At 69.5% G+C, this 16,401-nt stretch carries 14 protein-coding genes; 11 read left to right on the top strand and 3 right to left on the bottom strand.

Annotated elements, in window-relative coordinates; all coding sequences use genetic code 11:
- The first annotated feature begins 198 nt into the window (after window positions 1-198).
- From FXF51_RS24650 to FXF51_RS24640, 3 genes are all read left to right on the top strand, one after another.
- Window positions 199-777 carry a winged helix-turn-helix domain-containing protein gene (locus FXF51_RS24650; RefSeq protein WP_148437014.1) on the top strand — a complete coding sequence of 193 codons (579 nt, stop codon included), beginning with the start codon at window positions 199-201 and terminating at the stop codon, window positions 775-777.
- The gene (locus FXF51_RS24645; protein ID WP_148437013.1) at window positions 774-1,610 is read left to right on the top strand and encodes an SRPBCC family protein; all 837 of its coding nucleotides are present in this window, start codon (window positions 774-776) and stop codon (window positions 1,608-1,610) included. Before FXF51_RS24650 ends, FXF51_RS24645 begins: the two co-directional genes overlap by 4 nt.
- A gap of 609 nt (window positions 1,611-2,219) precedes the next feature.
- Window positions 2,220-3,101 carry an endonuclease domain-containing protein gene (locus FXF51_RS24640; protein ID WP_148437012.1) on the top strand — a complete coding sequence of 294 codons (882 nt, stop codon included), beginning with the start codon at window positions 2,220-2,222 and terminating at the stop codon, window positions 3,099-3,101.
- Between the two features lie 138 nt (window positions 3,102-3,239).
- Here the strand turns inward: FXF51_RS24640 and FXF51_RS24635 are convergent, their stop codons facing one another.
- Entirely contained in the window at window positions 3,240-4,424 is a 1,185-nt protein-coding gene (locus tag FXF51_RS24635; protein ID WP_148437011.1) for a cytochrome P450, read from the bottom strand.
- 803 nt (window positions 4,425-5,227) lie between these two features.
- On the opposite strand from FXF51_RS24635, the gene FXF51_RS24625 reads away from it, so the two are divergent.
- The 7 genes from FXF51_RS24625 to FXF51_RS24595 all read left to right on the top strand — a co-directional run bounded on the left by FXF51_RS24625 (window position 5,228) and on the right by FXF51_RS24595 (window position 12,984).
- Window positions 5,228-6,073 carry a fumarylacetoacetate hydrolase family protein gene (locus FXF51_RS24625; RefSeq protein ID WP_148437009.1) on the top strand — a complete coding sequence of 282 codons (846 nt, stop codon included), beginning with the start codon at window positions 5,228-5,230 and terminating at the stop codon, window positions 6,071-6,073.
- Window positions 6,074-6,288: 215 nt separating this feature from the next.
- Window positions 6,289-7,563: an L-fuconate dehydratase gene (locus FXF51_RS24620; RefSeq protein ID WP_148437008.1), complete on the top strand. Its 1,275-nt coding sequence runs from the start codon at window positions 6,289-6,291 to the stop codon at window positions 7,561-7,563.
- A 29-nt stretch (window positions 7,564-7,592) separates the two neighbouring features.
- Entirely contained in the window at window positions 7,593-8,327 is a 735-nt protein-coding gene (locus tag FXF51_RS24615) for an SDR family NAD(P)-dependent oxidoreductase (protein WP_262379806.1), read from the top strand.
- Between the two features lie 138 nt (window positions 8,328-8,465).
- Window positions 8,466-9,488, top strand: a complete 1,023-nt coding sequence (locus tag FXF51_RS24610) for a sugar ABC transporter substrate-binding protein (RefSeq protein WP_148437006.1) — start codon at window positions 8,466-8,468, stop codon at window positions 9,486-9,488.
- Window positions 9,489-10,970 carry a sugar ABC transporter ATP-binding protein gene (locus tag FXF51_RS24605; protein WP_148437005.1) on the top strand — a complete coding sequence of 494 codons (1,482 nt, stop codon included), beginning with the start codon at window positions 9,489-9,491 and terminating at the stop codon, window positions 10,968-10,970.
- The gene (locus FXF51_RS24600; protein ID WP_411268373.1) at window positions 10,967-11,956 is read left to right on the top strand and encodes an ABC transporter permease; all 990 of its coding nucleotides are present in this window, start codon (window positions 10,967-10,969) and stop codon (window positions 11,954-11,956) included. The genes FXF51_RS24605 and FXF51_RS24600 overlap by 4 nt, the downstream gene beginning before the upstream one ends.
- A gap of 95 nt (window positions 11,957-12,051) precedes the next feature.
- Complete coding sequence (locus FXF51_RS24595) at window positions 12,052-12,984, top strand: aldo/keto reductase (RefSeq protein ID WP_148437003.1); 933 nt, start codon at window positions 12,052-12,054, stop codon at window positions 12,982-12,984.
- Between the two features lie 28 nt (window positions 12,985-13,012).
- On the opposite strand, the gene FXF51_RS24590 is transcribed toward FXF51_RS24595, so the two are convergent.
- A complete protein-coding gene (locus tag FXF51_RS24590; protein ID WP_148437002.1) occupies window positions 13,013-13,537 on the bottom strand; it encodes an ATP-binding protein in 525 nt (174 codons plus the stop codon).
- Between the two features lie 287 nt (window positions 13,538-13,824).
- Between FXF51_RS24590 and FXF51_RS24585 the strand changes: the two genes are divergently transcribed.
- Window positions 13,825-15,309: an ISL3 family transposase gene (locus FXF51_RS24585; protein ID WP_148437031.1), complete on the top strand. Its 1,485-nt coding sequence runs from the start codon at window positions 13,825-13,827 to the stop codon at window positions 15,307-15,309.
- Window positions 15,310-15,409: 100 nt separating this feature from the next.
- Here FXF51_RS24585 and FXF51_RS24580 read toward each other — a convergent pair whose 3' ends face one another.
- On the bottom strand, window positions 15,410-16,369 hold the full coding sequence (locus FXF51_RS24580; RefSeq protein WP_148437001.1) for a DNA polymerase ligase N-terminal domain-containing protein: 960 nt from the start codon (window positions 16,367-16,369) through the stop codon (window positions 15,410-15,412).
- Between the last annotated feature and the right edge of the window lie 32 nt (window positions 16,370-16,401).

Below are 16,401 nucleotides of genomic sequence, written 5' to 3'. Positions count from 1 at the left end.
GCCCCACGGGCCCCTGCGCCCCCACATCGGCGCTCCAACCCCCACTCGTGCCTGCCACCCTCGCCCGCGCCTCTCACCCCGGCGCCGTTGCTTCGCGCCCGCTGCTCCGTCGCCCAGCTCCACCCCCCGCACCTCCCGCCCGCGCCTTCGCCCACCCCATTGACAAGCCAGATTTTTACGTAAAAAATCCCTTTTGCAATGAGAGACGTCCTGTACCTCGAAGAGATCGAGCAAGCCGAGGCCCTGCTCAAGCCGCAGCGCATAGAAGTCCTGCGGCAACTAGCCGAGCCCCGAACCTGCTCAGAGATCGCCGAACGCCTAGGCCAAACCCCGCAACGCGTCTACTACCACGTCAAACGCCTGGTCGAAGCAGGCCTGGTCGACCAGGTTTCCGAGCGCAAGGTACGAGGCGTCCACGAGGGCATCTACCAGGCCGGCGCCCGCTCGTACTGGTTGTCTCCCCGCCTCGTGGGCAGGCTCGGCCTGCGCAAGACCCGCGACCACCTCAGCCTCGGCTACCTGCTCGATCTCATGGAGGAGGTCCAGGCCGACATCGCGGCACTCGACAAGACCGCCCCGGAGCTGCCGTCCATCGGCCTGTCCGGAGAGATCCGCGTACGTCCGGAAAACCGCCAGGAGTTCCTGAACGACTTGCAGAACCTGCTCCAAGACCTGTTCACCCGCTACGGCGGGGCGGAGGGCGACGCCTTCAAGCTGGCCCTCGCCTGCTATCCCCAGACCGCCGCCCAACCCCCAGAAGGAGAACGAGACACATGACAGAGCCACTGACCATCCGCGCGAGCATCCCGGCACCGGTCGAACGCGTGAGCCGTGCCCTGACGGACCCGGACGACCTGCGCGTCTGGCTGGCGGAGCACGTCGAGGTGGAGCTGCCGGAACGGTTCGCGTTCTGGGGACGTACGACGCCGGAGGGCGACGCGCCGCACCAGCGGCTGTTGCACGCGGACGAGCACACGGTGCGCTTCGCCTGGACGCTCGACGGTGAGGAGACCACCTCCGAGCTCTCGCTGGAGGCCGACGGGAACGACCGGACGATCCTCACCCTGTCGCAGACCCACTTCGACTTCCAGGACGTCATCACGGGCAAGAGCATCCGGGGGGTGCTCGAGACGTACTGGGGCCAGGTGCTGACCAACCTGGCCGAGCACCTGGAGGGCCGCACCCTCACACCGATGCAGGACTACACCTCCGCGGACATGCGGGTCGAGGTCGAGATCGACGCGCCGGCGTCCAAGGTGTTCCACGCGATCACCGACTCGGAGGCGGTGACGCGGTGGTTCGGCTACACGATCGAGATCGAGCCGTACGACGGCGGACGCTACGCCATGGGCGGCTTCGACAACAACCCGGCCCCGGCCAAGGTGCTCGAGGTCGTGCCCGACCAGAAGCTCTCCGTCGACTGGGGTGATGTCGGCGTCGGGACGTGGGAACTGGCCGGGTCCGGCGGGAAGACCCGGCTGACGCTGGTGCAGAGCGGCTTCGACCAAACGAATCCCCCGTACGCGGGGTGGGGCGGCTTCCTCTCGGGGGTGGCCGAGCTGCGGCGCTACCTGGAGGTGCCCGATTGGAAGCCGGTCATCATGGCGTAGACCGGCCTGGCCTGGCATGGGTTCGCGGCGCAGACGTACGCCGGCCTCCGGGTTCGACAGCGCCTGCGCCCGTTATCCACAGAACCCCGTTCGGCCCCTCCCGCCCAACCCCCTCACCGGCACCCTAAGCCCATGACTCCGCCCCCCCCCCCGCCCCCGCTTCCGCCCTCACCTCCGAAGCCACCCACTCCACGCACCCTTCCACCGAGCCCAGCGCCACCGCCACCGCCAGCGCCGAGCCCGTCACCGACGCAGTCCTCACCCCCGCCGCCACCGCTCTCACCGCGGCCACCGCTTTCCTCGGACCCAGCTCTCTCACCGGGCGCGCCTCTCTCAGCGGAGCCGCTGCCCTCACCCTCGCCGCCACCGCGCCCCTCGCCTTCACCGCCGCCACCACCGCGCCCCTCGCCTTCACCGCCGCCACCACCGCCCCCCTCGCCCTCGCGGCCGCCCTCCACTTCCTCCTCGCCCTCTACCTCGCCCTCAGCCTCCCTCCCGGAGCGCGCCCGCAACATCACCCGAGCAGTCCCCCAAGCCACCATCAGCCGTCAAACCGCCGCACACATCTGGGGAATAAAAACCCTCCCCACCCAGGAGGACGACTGGCCGGTGGAGCTGACCGCCCCCACCCACCTCGCAATCCCCGGCTGCGTCACCTACGTGGTGCCTCTCCCCGCCGAAGACATCACAGAGCACCGGGGCATCCGCCTCACCACCATGGAACGCACGGCCCTCGACTGCGCCCGCTGGCTGCCCCGCATGGAAGCAGTGGCCGTCCTCGACCAGTTCGCCCGCAGGGGCGTCGACCTGGAAGCCCTCTGGTACCGCCCTCTCAACACCTGGGCCCTGCGCGAAACCCTCAGCCTCGCCGACCGAGGCGCCGCCTCCCCCCGGGAGAGCTGGCTCAGGGTCATCCTGGTGGACGGCGGCCTCCCCAGACCCACCACCCAGATCAGAGTGCAACTGGGCGAAGACCGCTTCGCCTACCTCGACCTGGGCTGGGAGGAGTTCAAGGTCGCCGTGGAGTACGACGGCCAGGCCCACCACACCTCACCCGCCGACCAGCAGCACGACGCGGATCGCCGCGAGGAGCTCCGCCGACGTGGCTGGCGCGTGATCGCCGTCCGCCGGGACGTCATTCCGGGCCAGATCGCCGACCTCCTCCACCACGTGGCCAGCGCCTTGATCGAACGCGGCTGGAGCCCAGGCCCGCAAGGCACAGTTCGCATCCTGAGCCGCATCCGCGCCGCCCGCCGCAGCCGCCGCTACCGCTTACCCCCGGCCCCGGCACCCGGCCCCGGCACCCGGCACCGGCACCCGGCACTGGCACCCCGGCACTGGCACCCCGGCACTGGCACCCCGGCACTGGCACCCCGGCACTGGCACCCCGGCACTGGCACCCGATCCGGCGCTGACGTCGGCACCCTGGCACCCGATACTCGCACCAACACCGGCATTGGCACCTGCGGTGGCTCCCGCCGCTTGAGCTGACGAGGGCACCGGTCACCCCCTGCTGGCACCGGTCACCCCGAGGTGGCACCCCCGACTACGGCTGGCAGCGGCCTTGGCCTCGGCGCTGAAGGTCGTGCTCGTGTCGTGCTCTTGCCGCCTCGGCGCTGAGGTGGCCGGTCAACCGATGGTCGCCGGCAGTTCCTTGATGCCGTTGATGAAGTTGGACCGCAGTCGCCGAGCCTCGCCCGTCTGGCGCAGGCGCGGGTGACGGCGGGCCAGTTGCTCGAAGAGGACGCGCAGTTCCAGCTTGGCGAGGTGGTTGCCGAGGCAGAAGTGCGCTCCGCCGCCGCCGAAGCCGATGTGGGGGTTCGGATCGCGGGTGATGTCGAAGGTGCCGGCGTTCGGGAAGACGGAGGTGTCGCGGTTCGCGGAGGAGTAGAAGACCACGACCTTGTCGTTCTCCTTGATCTCCTGCCCGCCCAGTACCTGGTCGGTGGTGGAGGTGCGCCGGAAGAGGTTGACGGGGGAGACCCAGCGGACGATCTCGTCCGCGGCGGTCTTGGCCAGGGTCGGGTCGGCGACGAGGCGCGCCCACTGGTCGGGGTGCTCGAAGAGCGCGAGCATGCCGCCGGAGGCCGCGTTGCGGGTGGTCTCGTTGCCGGCGACGACCAGGAGGAGGACGAAGAGGTCGAATTCGTCTTCGCCGAGGGTTTCGCCGTTCTCGTCCGGTTGGAGGAGCTTGGTGACGATGTCGTTCTTGGGGTTCGCCTTACGCTGGGCGGCGAGCTGGTTGGCGTAGGTGTAGACCTCCATGGCGGCGCCGGAGCCCTCCTCGGGGCTGGCGGCGTAGTCGGGATCCTGGGAGCCGATCATCCGGTTGGACCAGTTGAACAGCTTGTCCCGATCGGCTGCCGGGGCGCCGAGCAGTTCGCAGATCACGTAGAGCGGCAGAGGCGCGGCGACCTCGGTGACGAAGTCGATCTCGCCGGTCAGTTTGTCGAGGAGGTCGTCGCAGATGTCGCGGATGTGCTGTTCGAGTGCTCCGATCGTGCGCGGGGTGAAGCCGCGGTTGACCAGGGAGCGCCGTCTCGTGTGCTCCGGGGGGTCCTGGTTGAGCATCATGAGGCGCTGGAGTGCGATCTGGTCCTCGGGCAGATCGTCGAAAAGCGCGAGTTTACGGTGGGAGGAGAAGAGGTCAGAGTGCCGCGACACGTGCACGACGTCTTCGTAGCGGGTCACGGCCCAGAATCCGGGCTCGCCCTCGTGCCAGTGGACGGGGGAGTTCGTGCGTAGCCAGGCGAGCTGGTCGTGGGGTGGTCCTGCGTTCGCGTAAATGTCCCTGTCGACGAGGTCGATGTGCACGCGGGTCACCTCTTGATCAAGCGCTTGGTTATGCGTATCTGAAACGTGTTCTATTACGGAGCTGTACGGGCGTCAAGGATGGGTGTGCATCGTTCCTGATTCGTCGTCTCTTTGGCTTGCCGTCGAGTTTGAATGACCGGGATCCTCTCGCTGGGGCTGGGGCTGGGGCTGGGGCTGGGGCTGGTCTTGCTGCTGTTGCGTTGCTGGCGTCGTCGTCCTGTGCTGCCGCCGTCTCACCTACCACTGTCGCGTCGGCTTATGTCGGATCGTCCCTATTTGGTGGTCAGGGCTGGGGTCGGCGCTTCGTGTAGGTGCCGCGTCGCCGTGTGGCGCCGTGTGTCGGGTGCCAGGCGTCAGGTCGGGCGTCAGGCATGGGTGTCGCGGGCGGGCATCTCGTGTGGTGGGTCGCGCCAAGAGTCGTGTTGCGGGGTGCGGCTCGCAGGTCTCGTGTTTTGGGTGGCGCGAGCGGGCGCCTCAGGGTGATGCGTGTCAGGAGGTGACGCCTCGGGTTTCTGGCGCTTCACCGCCCGGCTGGTGACGCCGGTGCGGTGTCCGGGCCGCTGGGTGATGGGAGGGGTCAGCTGGAGGGTTTGTGATCCGATGTATGAGGGGACGAAAATTCGGCTTTGCGGAGGGGGTGGGTGAGCGGGTTAAGTGTGTTCACAGGCGAATAAGGGCGATCTAGGGGTGTATGCCGGGTCGCGGATCCGATGTATCCGTCTTGTGGGCCTTGACACGCTCCTACCCCCAGCACCAGCATCATGAGACGAGACATCCGATGTATCGAATAAGAAGGATGCGGTGTGAAGCTGCTGCGAGTAGGACCCGTCGGTCAGGAGCGGCCGGTGGTCATGGACGACGCCGGTAACCTGCGTGACATCGGAGAGCCCGAGATCGACGGTGCTTTCCTCGCTTCCGGGGGAGTGGCGCGTGTCCGCGAGGCGCTCCAGCGTGGTGATCTGCCCGTCGTCGAGAGCGAGGGGGTACGGGTCGGGGCGCCGATCGCGCGGCCAGGGAAGATCGTCTGCATCGGGCTGAACTTCAGCGATCACGCCGCAGAATCAGGCGCTGCGGTGCCGGCCGAGCCTGTCGTGTTCATGAAGGCCAGCAACACCATGGTCGGTCCGTACGACGAGGTGCTCGTGCCCCGGAACAGCGTGAAGACCGACTGGGAGGTGGAGCTGGCCGTCGTCATCGGGCAGCAGGCTCGTTACCTCGGCAGCCGGGAGGAGGCGCTGGGGGTGATCGCCGGGTACGCGATCTCCAACGATGTCTCCGAGCGCGAGTTCCAGCTGGAGCGGGGCGGCCAGTGGGACAAGGGGAAGTCGTGTGAGACGTTCAACCCGCTGGGCCCGTGGCTGGTGACGGCCGATGAGGTGGGCGACCCGCAGAACCTGGCGATGCGGCTCTGGGTGAACGGGGAGCTGCGGCAGGACGGCGACTCCAAGAACATGATCTTCGATGTGGCCGAGGTCGTGCGGTATCTGAGCCAGTTCATGGTGCTGGAGCCGGGCGACGTGATCAACACCGGGACGCCGGCCGGGGTGGCCATGGGGATGTCCGGGCAGCCGTACCTGCGGGCCGGGGATGTGATGGAGCTCGAGATCGAGGGGCTCGGGCGGCAGCGGCAGACGGTGGGGCAGGCATGACCGCCGCCATGGATCCCAGCAAGGCAGGAGTGAGCACTGCCACGGCCGCTGGCGGGGCCAGCGTGGCCGCCGCCGATCCCGCTGCTGCCGGTGCGGGGGCCGGTGTGGCCGCCGCTGATCCTGGTGCTGCCGGTGGCGTGGCCGGTGTGGCTGCGGCCGATCCTGCTGCTGCCGGCGGCGGGGCGGTCGCGGGCGGGGCGTACAGGATTGTGCGGATGGAGACGCACGACGTGCGGTTCCCCACCTCGCGTGAGCTCGACGGCTCCGACGCCATGAACCCCGACCCCGACTACTCCGCCGCCTACGTGGTGCTCAAGACGGACGACGGCTTCGAGGGGCATGGGTTCGCGTTCACGATCGGCCGTGGCAACGACATCCAGACCACGGCCATCAGCGCCCTGGAGCCGTACGTCATCGGCAAGGACGTCGAGGACCTCGGCGCGCTCTACCGCGACATGGTCGGCGACTCGCAGCTGCGCTGGCTGGGCCCGGAGAAGGGCGTCATGCACATGGCGATCTCCGCCGTGGTCAACGCGCTGTGGGACCTCAAGGCGAAGCGGGCGGGCAGGCCGCTGTGGCGGTTGCTGGCCGAGATGTCGCCGGAGGAGATCGTCGAGCTGATCGACTTCCGGTACCTGAGCGACGCGCTGACCAAGGACGAGGCCCTCGAGATCCTGAAGAGGCAGGAGGCGGGCAAGGGCGAGCGGATCGAGCGGCTGATCCAGGAGGGATATCCCGCCTACACCACGTCTCCCGGCTGGCTCGGGTACGACGACGAGAAGCTGCGGCGGCTCTGCAAGGAGGCGCTGGAGCAGGGCTTCGGCCAGATCAAGCTCAAGGTCGGCGCCGACCTGGAGGACGACAGGCGGCGGTTCAGGGTGGCGCGCGAGGTGTGCGGACCCGACTTCCCCATCGCGATCGACGCGAACCAGCGCTGGGACGTCGGCTCGGCCATCGAGTGGGTCAACGCGCTGCGCGAGTTCAGGCCGCACTGGGTCGAGGAGCCGACCAGCCCCGACGACGTGCTCGGGCACGCCGCCATCGCCAGGGGCATCGACCCCGTCCCGGTGGCGACCGGGGAGCACGTGCAGAACCGGATCGTGTTCAAGCAGTTGCTGCAGGCCGAGGCCATCTCGTACGTGCAGATCGACTCCGCCCGCGTCGGCGGCGTCAACGAGAATCTGGCGATCTTGCTGCTGGCGGCCAAGTTCGGCGTGCCGGTGTGCCCGCACGCGGGCGGGGTCGGGCTGTGCGAGCTGGTGCAGCACCTGTCGATGTTCGACTACGTGGCGGTCACCGGCACCATGGACGGCCGCGTGATCGAGTACGTCGACCACCTGCACGAGCACTTCGTGGACCCGGTGGTGATCCGCGACGGCCGGTACGTGACGCCGTCCCTGCCGGGATTCAGCGCGCAGATGCACGCGGAGTCGATCGCCGCCCACACGTTCCCCGGCGGCGAGGTCTGGAGGGACGGCGGCACAGCATGAGCGGAGGACGAGGCGCGAAGGAGAGCGGCGTGAGTCTGAAAGCGGTCGTGACGGGCGGCGGGTCCGGCATCGGGCTGGCGGCGGCGCAGGCGCTGGCCGGGCGCGGCATGACGGTCGCCTGCCTGGACCTGAACCCGCCCGGCGAGCCGTTCGTCGGCATCAAGGCGGACGTCACCGACGACGCGCAGGTACGCGCGGCGGTGGCGGAGGCGGCCGAGCGGCTGGGCGGCATCGACGTGCTGGTGAACAACGCGGGCATCGGCGCGCAGGGCACCATCGAGGACAACCCGGACAGCGAGTGGCACCGGGTGTTCGACGTCAACGTGCTCGGCATGGTGCGGGTGGCGCGCGCGGCGCTGCCGTACCTGAGGAGGTCGGAGCACGCCGCGATCGTGAATACCTGCTCGATCGCGGCCACCGCCGGGCTGCCGCAGCGGGCGCTGTACAGCGCGACCAAGGGTGCGGTGTTGTCGCTGACGCTGGCCATGGCGGCGGACCACATCCGCGAGGGCATCCGGGTCAACTGCGTCAATCCGGGCACCGCCGACACGCCGTGGGTGGGCAGGCTGCTGGACGCGGCCGACGACCCGGAGGCGGAGCGGGCGGCGCTCAACGCCAGGCAGCCGATGGGCCGCCTGGTCAGCGCGGAAGAGGTGGCGGCGGCGATCGCCTACCTGGCGAGCCCCGACTCCGCCTCGACCACCGGCACCGCGCTCGCGGTGGACGGTGGCATGCAAGGGCTACGGCTCCGGCCCACGAGCTAGGCCTGCGAAGGTCCACGGGTCGAAGGCTTGTGAAGGTCCGCGGGCTGAAGGCTTGTGAAGGTCCACGGCCTGGGCCTGCGAGGGCCGCGGCTCCGGCCCACCAACTGAGGGCCAGGCAACTCAAGGAAGGTACCCCCCATGAAGTTCGGACGGGCGGTCGCGGCAGCGGCCCTCTTGGCGGTCGTGACCGCGTGTGGCTCAGGCACCACGGCAGAAGGAGGAGGCGGCGGCGGGAAGGTCGGCATCGACCACCCACGCGCCGACTCCGACTTCTGGAACTCCTACATCAAGTACGTCCCGCAGATGGCCGGCGAGCTCAAGGTGGACCTCATGCCCGCCACGAACTCGCAGAACGACGTGGCCAAGCTGGTCAACAACGTGCAGGCGCTGACCGGCCAGGGCGCCAAGGTCATCGTCATGGCCCCGCAGGACACCGGCGCCATCGCCAACACGCTCACGCAACTGGAGAACAAGAAGATCCCGGTCGTGACCGTGGACACCCGTCCGGACAAGGGCAAGGTCTACATGGTCGTACGTGCGGACAACCGCGCGTACGGCACCAAGGCGTGCGAGTTCCTCGGCGAGAAGCTCGGCGGCAAGGGCAAGGTGGTGCAGCTCCAGGGCGCGCTCAGCTCGATCAACGGCCGTGACAGGTCGGAGGCGTTCCTGGAGTGCATGAAGGCGAAGTTCCCCGGCATCACGGTGTTCAGTGAGCCGACGGAGTGGGAGGGCAGCAAGGCGGCGTCCATGCTGCAGACCCGCCTGGAGCAGAACCCGGACATCAAGGGCATCTATCTGCACGCGGGCGGCGTGCACCTGGCGCCCACGCTGCAGGTGCTCAAGCAGAAGGGCCTGCTGGTCGCGCCGGACGACCCCAAGCACATCTTCGTGATCTCCAACGACGGCATCCCGCAGGAGTTCGAGGCGATCCGCAAGGGCGACATCGACGCGACGGTGTCGCAGCCGGCCGACCTGTACGCCAAGTACGCCCTCTTCTACGCCAAGGCCGCGGCGGAGGGCAAGACGTTCAAGCCGGGCCCGACCGACCACGACAGCACGATCATCCAGCTCCCGAACGGCCTGGAGGACCAGCTCCCGGCGCCGCTGGTGACCAAGGAGAACGTGGACGACAAGGCCCTCTGGGGCAACCAGGTCAAGTAGATGAGCATTCACGTCGAAGCCAGGAACGTGGTCAAGCGCTTCGGTCCGACGACCGCGCTGAACGGCGCGCAGATCGCGATCGCGGAGGGCGAGACGCACGCGCTGGTGGGCAGGAACGGCGCGGGCAAGTCCACGCTCGTGTCGATCCTGACCGGGCTGCAGCGTCCGGACGAGGGTGAGGTGCGGTTCTCGGGAGAGGCCGCGCCCGCCCTGGCCGACCGGGACGCCTGGCGGCAGCGCGTGGCGTGCGTCTACCAGAAGTCCACGATCATCCCGGCGCTCACCGTCGCCGAGAACCTGTTCCTCAACCGCCAGTCGGACAAGCGCGCCACCATCAACTGGCGGAGACTGCGGGGCAGGGCACGCGAGCTGCTGGACACCTACGAGGTGGACGTGGACGCGCAGGCGCTGGCCGGCGACCTGAGCGTGGAGCAGCGCCAGCTCGTGGAGATCGCCCGCGCGCTGTCGTTCGGCGCGCGGTTCATCATCCTCGACGAGCCGACGGCGCGGCTGGACGGCCCGGCCATCGAGCGGCTGTTCACCCGTATGCGCTCGCTGCGCGAGCAGGGCGTCACGATGATGTACATCTCCCACCACCTCGACGAGGTCTACGAGATCTGCCAGAGCGTCACCGTCTTCCGCGACGCCCGGCACGTCACGACCAGGCCGGTCGCCGACCTGCCGCACGACGAGCTGGTGGCCGCGATGACGGGGGAGGCGACGGCGGCGTACGAGGCGCGCGAGCACACGCCCGGTGAGCGGGTGGTGCTGGCGGGCGCGGGCCTCAGCCTGACGGGCCGCTACACGGACATCGACATCTCCGTCAGAGAAGGCGAGGTCGTCGGCCTGGCGGGCTCCGCGAGCAGCGGCAAGGTCGGCCTCGCCGAGACCCTGGTCGGGCTGCGCAGGCCCGACACCGGCACGGTCACGGTGAACGGCACCCAGGTCAGGCCCGGCGACGTGCCCGCCGCGATGCGGGCCGGGCTCGGGTTCGTGCCCGAAGACCGCCACCACGAGGGGTTCGTCCCGCTGCTGTCGGTGGGGGAGAACGCCACGTTCCCGATCGCCCGCAAGCTCGGCCGCTACGGCATGGTCTCCCCGGCCAGGCGCCGGGCCAGGGCCGAGCAGCTGATCGGGGCGCTGGACATCAAGACGGAGGGCCCCGACCAGCCGGTCGGTGACCTGTCCGGAGGCAACGCGCAGAAGGTCGTCTTCGCCAGGGCGCTGGTGGACGACCCGACCGTGCTGGTGGTGATCAACCCGACCGCCGGCGTGGACGTCAAGGCCAAGCAGGCCCTGCTCGGCGCCGTCGAGGACGCGGTCGGGCGCGGGGCGGGGGCCGTGGTGGTCTCCGACGAGCTGGACGACCTGCGCATCTGCGACAGGGTGCTGGTGATGTTCCACGGCAGGGTGGTGAAGGACGTGCCGCGTGGCTGGACCGACCATGAGCTCGTGGCCGTGATGGAAGGCATGGAAGAGTGACGACTTTGACCGCACCGGCCCCCCGACTGAAGCTGGCCAGGTTCCGCGACCTGACGCTCGTGCCGGTGATCGTGCTCCTGCTGATCGTGGGCGCGTTCCTGGACCCGACCTTCCTGACCGCGGGCAACCTGACGAACGTGCTCCAGCAGCAGGCCGCCATCTCGCTGCTGGTGCTGGCCGAGGCGATGATCCTGATCGCCGGCAAGTTCGACCTCTCGCTGGAGTCCACGGTCGGCACGGCGCCGGCCATCGCGGTGATGCTGGTGGTCCCGGTGGCGGCCGGAGGGTTCGGCATCGGGCTGCCGGGGGCGCTGGTGATCCCGCTGGCGCTGCTCATCGGGGCGGCGATCGGCGCGTTCAACGGCTTCCTGATCATCAGGTTCCAGCTCTCGGCGTTCATCGTCACGCTGGCGATGCTGATCATCGTGCACGGGTTCCTGCAAGGCCCGACCGAGGGCAAGACGCTGTTCCAGCTTCCCGACTCGATCCTCTACCTGGGCAGCGCCATGTGGCTCGGCCTGCCGGCCGCCATCTGGATCGCCGGCCTGCTGTTCGCGGCCGGCATCTTCGGCCTCGGCTACCTCAGGATCGGCCGCGCGCTGTACGCGATCGGCGGCAACATCGACGCGGCCCGCGCCGCCGGCATCCGGGTGGACCGGGTCCTGTACGGCGTCTTCATCCTGGGCGGGACGCTGGCGGCCCTCGCCGGCATCCTGGAGACCGGTCGCCTCGGCGCCATCGGCAACAACCAGGGCGTCGGGTGGATCTTCATGGTGTTCGCCGCGGCCGTCATCGGCGGTGTCAGCATGGACGGCGGCAAGGGCACGATCCTCGGCGCGCTCACCGGCGTGCTGGTCATCGGCCTCGTCCAGAACATCCTCACCCTCATCGGGGTCTCCGGCTTCTGGCAGCCGGTGATCTACGGCTCGATCATCCTCATCGCGCTCATGATCAGCCGGATCGCGGGCGGAAAGGCACAAGATTGATGGCGATCACGGGTGAAGGGGCGCACGACTGATGGCGATCACGAGTGGAAGGGCGCACGACTGATGGCGATCACGAGTGGAAGGGTGCACGACTGATGGCAATCGACCTGCCCCGCCAGGGCTTCGGCGGCGCACCCATCGGCAACCTCTACGACGAGGTCGCCGAGGAGCAGGCCCGCGCCACGGTGGACGCGGCGTGGGAGAGCGGGGTGCGCCTGTACGACACCGCGCCCCACTACGGCCTCGGCCTGTCGGAACGCCGCGTGGGCGCGGCGCTCGCCGGCCGCTCCGGCTACCTGCTGTCCACCAAGGTCGGCCGCCTGCTGCGGCCCAAGGCGTCCGGAGACGGCCGCGACGACGACGTCTTCGACGTCGCCGGAGACCTGGAGCGGGTGTGGGACTTCTCCGGCGCGGGCGTCCGCACGTCCCTCGACGACTCCCTGGTACGCCTCGGGCTCCCGGCCGTGGACATCGCCCTCATCCACGACCCGGACGACCACGTGGACCAGGCGATCGCCGAGGCGTACCCGGCGCTGGCCGAACTGCGCGCCGAGGGGCGGGTGCGGGCCGTCGGCGTCGGCATGAACCAGTGGGAGGCGCCGCTGCGCTTCGTCCAGGAGACCGACATCGACGTCGTCATGCTCGCCGGCCGCTACACGCTCCTCGACCAGTCGGGCCTGCCCCTCCTGGACGAATGCGCCAAGCGGGGCGTGCAGGTGCTGGCGGCCGGGGTGTTCAACAGCGGCATCCTGGCCACCCACGAGCCCGCGGGCACCTACAACTACGCGCCGGCGCCGCCGGAACTGCTCGATCGGGCCACCAGGATCGCGCGGGTCTGCGAACGGCACGACATCACGCTGCCGCACGCGGCCATGGCGTTCCCGCTGCGCCATCCGGCGACCGCCACGATCGTGCTGGGGGCGCGCACGCCGGAGGAGGTACGGCGGAACGCCGAGCTCTGGTCGCGGCCGGTGCCTGAGGAGTTGTGGGCGGACCTGGAGAGGGAGGGGCTGCTGGCGGCCGTCTGACAGCCGCGGGCCCGTCACCTCGGCGGGCCTACCCGACCTCCCACAGCGCGCCGACCGGCATGGCTCTCATCCGATCCCTGAACGGGAGAGCCTGCGTGCCGGTGTAGAGGACCACGCCGGCGACGAAGTCGTCCCCGAGCCGGTCGGCGAGGTGTTTGAGCCCCTTGAGATCGTCGGCGCGCACGGTGGAGGCGGCCTTGACCTCGACGCCCACCACGCGCCCCTGCCGGTTCTCCAGCACCGCGTCCACCTCGGTGCCGTCCTTGGTCCTGTGTTGGTAGAGATCCAGCAGCTCGTCCGACCAGGTGAGCTGGCGGGCGAGCTCCATGAGCACGAACCCGAAGCGATCGGCCGTGCCGTCGATCTCGCCCTGGGCGAACGGCCACAGCTCGATCGTCTCCATCCTCCCCGGCGGCGTGTCGGGAAGCTCCTTGAGCCCGAGCAGTCTCGACGAGCCGGTGAGGAGGAAGCGGCCGGGCCTCGGGTCGTGATCCACCTGTGCCTTGATCGCGAGCAGCAGCCCGGGAGCCCGCTGTATCTCGTCGATCACCATCAGCTCAGCTCGGGGAAGGCCACGAAGCCGTCCGGATCGGCGGGGGCCGCCTGCCTATCGGCTGCCGGTTGTGTGACGGGATGGCCGTCATTCTCGGGCTCTGGCGCTGATCTTGTTCTGGTGCCGGCCAGGTTCGTGTCGCTCCCGCGTCGAGGTGAGTGGGTTGGTGATGCTGGTTCGCGTGCATAAACCAGGGGTTTGAGTTACTTCTGCCGCACCTTGCATCAGCCCGGGTGGAGTCAGTGCAGATCGAGGAAGGTGCGGTCGTATTCGCGGTCGGCTCGGCGATGCCCACGGCTACGTGCCCGAGCTGCGGCACGGTCTCGGCCAGGACGCACGGCAGCTACCGCCGGAGGCTGGCCGACTTGCCGATTTCTGGTCGTCCGGTGCGGATGGACGTCGGCGTCCGACGGTTCCGTTGCGATGATCCCGGATGCGGTGCGGCGACGTTCGCCGAGCAGATACCCGGCCTGACCGCGCCGTTCGCGCGGCGCACGGCCGGGCTGACTGACTGCTTGGCCACGATCGGGCTGGCGCTGGCCGGCCGGGCCGGAGCCCGGCTGGCCTCGAAGCTGGGCATGCCTGCCTGCCGAGACACGCTGATCCGACTGGTCCGTGCGCTGCCCGAGCCGCCCGCAGCGGTGCCGACGGTGATCGGGATCGATGATTTCGCCCTGCGCAAGGGCGCCGTGTACGGAACTGTGATCGTCGACATGGAGACCCACCGGTCGATCGACATCTTCCCCGGCCGCGACGCCGACACGCTGGCCGCATGGTTGGCCGAGCGTCCCGGCATCACGGTGATCTGCCGCGACCGCGGCGGGTCCTACGCCGACGGAGCCCGCCGCGGCGCACCGGACGCCATTGAGGTGGCCGACCGGTGGCACCTGTGGGCGAACCTGGGCGCGGCGGTGGACAAGACGGTCTCTGCACACGCCGCCTGCCTGCCTGAGCCGCCGCCGGCGGACAACCTCGCAGCCGACGGGCGCAGCGAGGCCGGCCCGCCACCGCAATCGGATCCACCGATCGAGTATCCGCTGGCCCGGCGGCATCGGGAACGCCACGCCGCGATCCACGAGTTGCTGGCTGCAGGCTGTTCCCGCGCCGAGGCCGCCCGCGAGCTCGGGATCAGCGAACGCACCGTCTACCGCTTCGCCGGCACACCCCTGGAGCAGCACCTGGGCAGGGCCAACAACCGCGCGAGCCGTCTGGACCGGTTCATGGACCACCTGCATCAGCGCTTCGCTGACGGGGTCCACAACGCCAGGGTGCTGCACCGCGAGATCGAACTCCTCGGCTGGCGCGGCAGTCTGCGCACCGTCGAACGCTACATCGCCCAGTTGCGGGAACGGGCGAACCCGCCACCGACCGCGCCGACACCCCCAAAACCGCGCAAGGTGGCCGGCTGGATCATGTCCGATCCCGACCACCTGACCGCGGGCGCCGCCATGCAGCTCAAGGCCATCCTCGCGCGTTGCCCCGAGCTGGAGGCCACGCGCAAGCACGTCGGCAGCTTCGCCAACATGATCCAGAACCTTACCGGAGACAGGCTGCCGAGCTGGATCGACGCCGTCCGGGCCGACGACCTGCCCGCCCTCCACAGCTTCGCGACCGGCCTCACCCGCGACCAGGCCGCCGTCACCGCCGGACTCACCCTGCCCTGGAGCAACGGCCCTACCGAGGGCACCGTTAACCGACTGAAAATGATCAAGAGAAGCATGTACGGCCGCGCCAACCTCGACCTACTCCGCCGACGACTCTTGATCACCTGAACGCAACAAGATCAGCGCCAGAGCCCATTCTCGTGACGGGATGGCCGTCATTCTCGTGACGCGTTGGTCGCCGGTCCTGTGACGCGACGGTAGCCACCACTCACGACTCGATGAACAGCCAAGCCTTCGACGGCCCCGCCTCGTACGGCGAATCCAGCCGCTTGGCCACCACCCCCGGCAACCCCTGCTCCCGGGCCGCCTGCCGCACCGCCCCCGCCTCACCGGGCCAGGACGGCGCGGTCTGCCAGTGCGGGCCGGTCAGCTCAAGCGCCTCCAGGGCGGCTCGCCGCACGGTGTAAGGCGCGTCGAGCAACGACCGCCCGTCGTCGTACAGCAGGTCGTAGAAGAGCAGGATCTCCGCCCCGCCGAGCGTGGCCACCTCCCCGTCCAGCACGGCGGTCCGGCTGCCGAAGGACTCGGCGAGCCCGCGCAGCCACGGGTGCTCGCGGGCCGCGTCGGTGCGCCCGCCGTCGATGGGCACCAGGAGCCGCCGCCCGCCCCAGGCGAACTCGAAGGCGTAGGCGGCGGCGTCCTTGGGGAGCCTGGCGCGCGGCGTCGGCAGCATGGGCCGCACGGACGGGAACGGGTCGCGGACCGCGGCGCCCATCCGGTGGATCATCCAGTTCTTGCCTCGCGTCTGGAACAGCACGAACCGGCCGGAGGCCCGCTCGCCGCGCAGGACGAACTTGACCTCGCGATCCGACCACTTCTCCGTCTCGTACGTGCCGGTGTCCCAGACGGTCATGGTGCCGCCGCCGTACTCGCCCTGGGGGATCTCACCGTGGAAGGTGAGGTACTCCATCGGGTGGTCCTCGGTGTGCACGGCCAGATGGTTGGTGCCGGGGTCGGCGGGCAGGCCCTTGGGGACGGCCCAGGAGACGAGCACGCCGTCGCGTTCGAGGCGCAGGTCCCAGTGCAGGGAGCGGGCGTGATGTTCCTGGATGACGAAGGCCCTGCCACCAGCGGGGCCGTCAGGGGATGGGGAAGGGACGTCGGGGACGGGCTCTGGGGTGCGTTTCGGGTCGCGTTTGCTCCGGTATTTCGAGAGTTTGTCGGACACAGGACCGGTACTACCCGTTAGTGGTCTCCCTG

The organism is Nonomuraea sp. PA05, assembly GCF_008086045.1.
Taxonomy (GTDB): Bacteria; Actinomycetota; Actinomycetes; order Streptosporangiales; family Streptosporangiaceae; genus Nonomuraea; species Nonomuraea monospora.
This window is presented reverse-complemented; position numbering and strand designations above follow the sequence as displayed.

Coding starts and splice junctions, on each gene's coding strand:
- FXF51_RS24650 (WP_148437014.1), top strand. CDS start 199: ATGAGAGACGTCCTGTACCTCGAAGAGATCGAGCAAGCCGAGGCCCTG.
- FXF51_RS24645 (WP_148437013.1), top strand. CDS start 774: ATGACAGAGCCACTGACCATCCGCGCGAGCATCCCGGCACCGGTCGAA.
- FXF51_RS24620 (WP_148437008.1), top strand. CDS start 6,289: ATGGAGACGCACGACGTGCGGTTCCCCACCTCGCGTGAGCTCGACGGC.
- FXF51_RS24610 (WP_148437006.1), top strand. CDS start 8,466: ATGAAGTTCGGACGGGCGGTCGCGGCAGCGGCCCTCTTGGCGGTCGTG.
- FXF51_RS24605 (WP_148437005.1), top strand. CDS start 9,489: ATGAGCATTCACGTCGAAGCCAGGAACGTGGTCAAGCGCTTCGGTCCG.
- FXF51_RS24595 (WP_148437003.1), top strand. CDS start 12,052: ATGGCAATCGACCTGCCCCGCCAGGGCTTCGGCGGCGCACCCATCGGC.
- FXF51_RS24590 (WP_148437002.1), bottom strand. CDS start 13,537: ATGGTGATCGACGAGATACAGCGGGCTCCCGGGCTGCTGCTCGCGATC.
- FXF51_RS24585 (WP_148437031.1), top strand. CDS start 13,825: ATGCCCACGGCTACGTGCCCGAGCTGCGGCACGGTCTCGGCCAGGACG.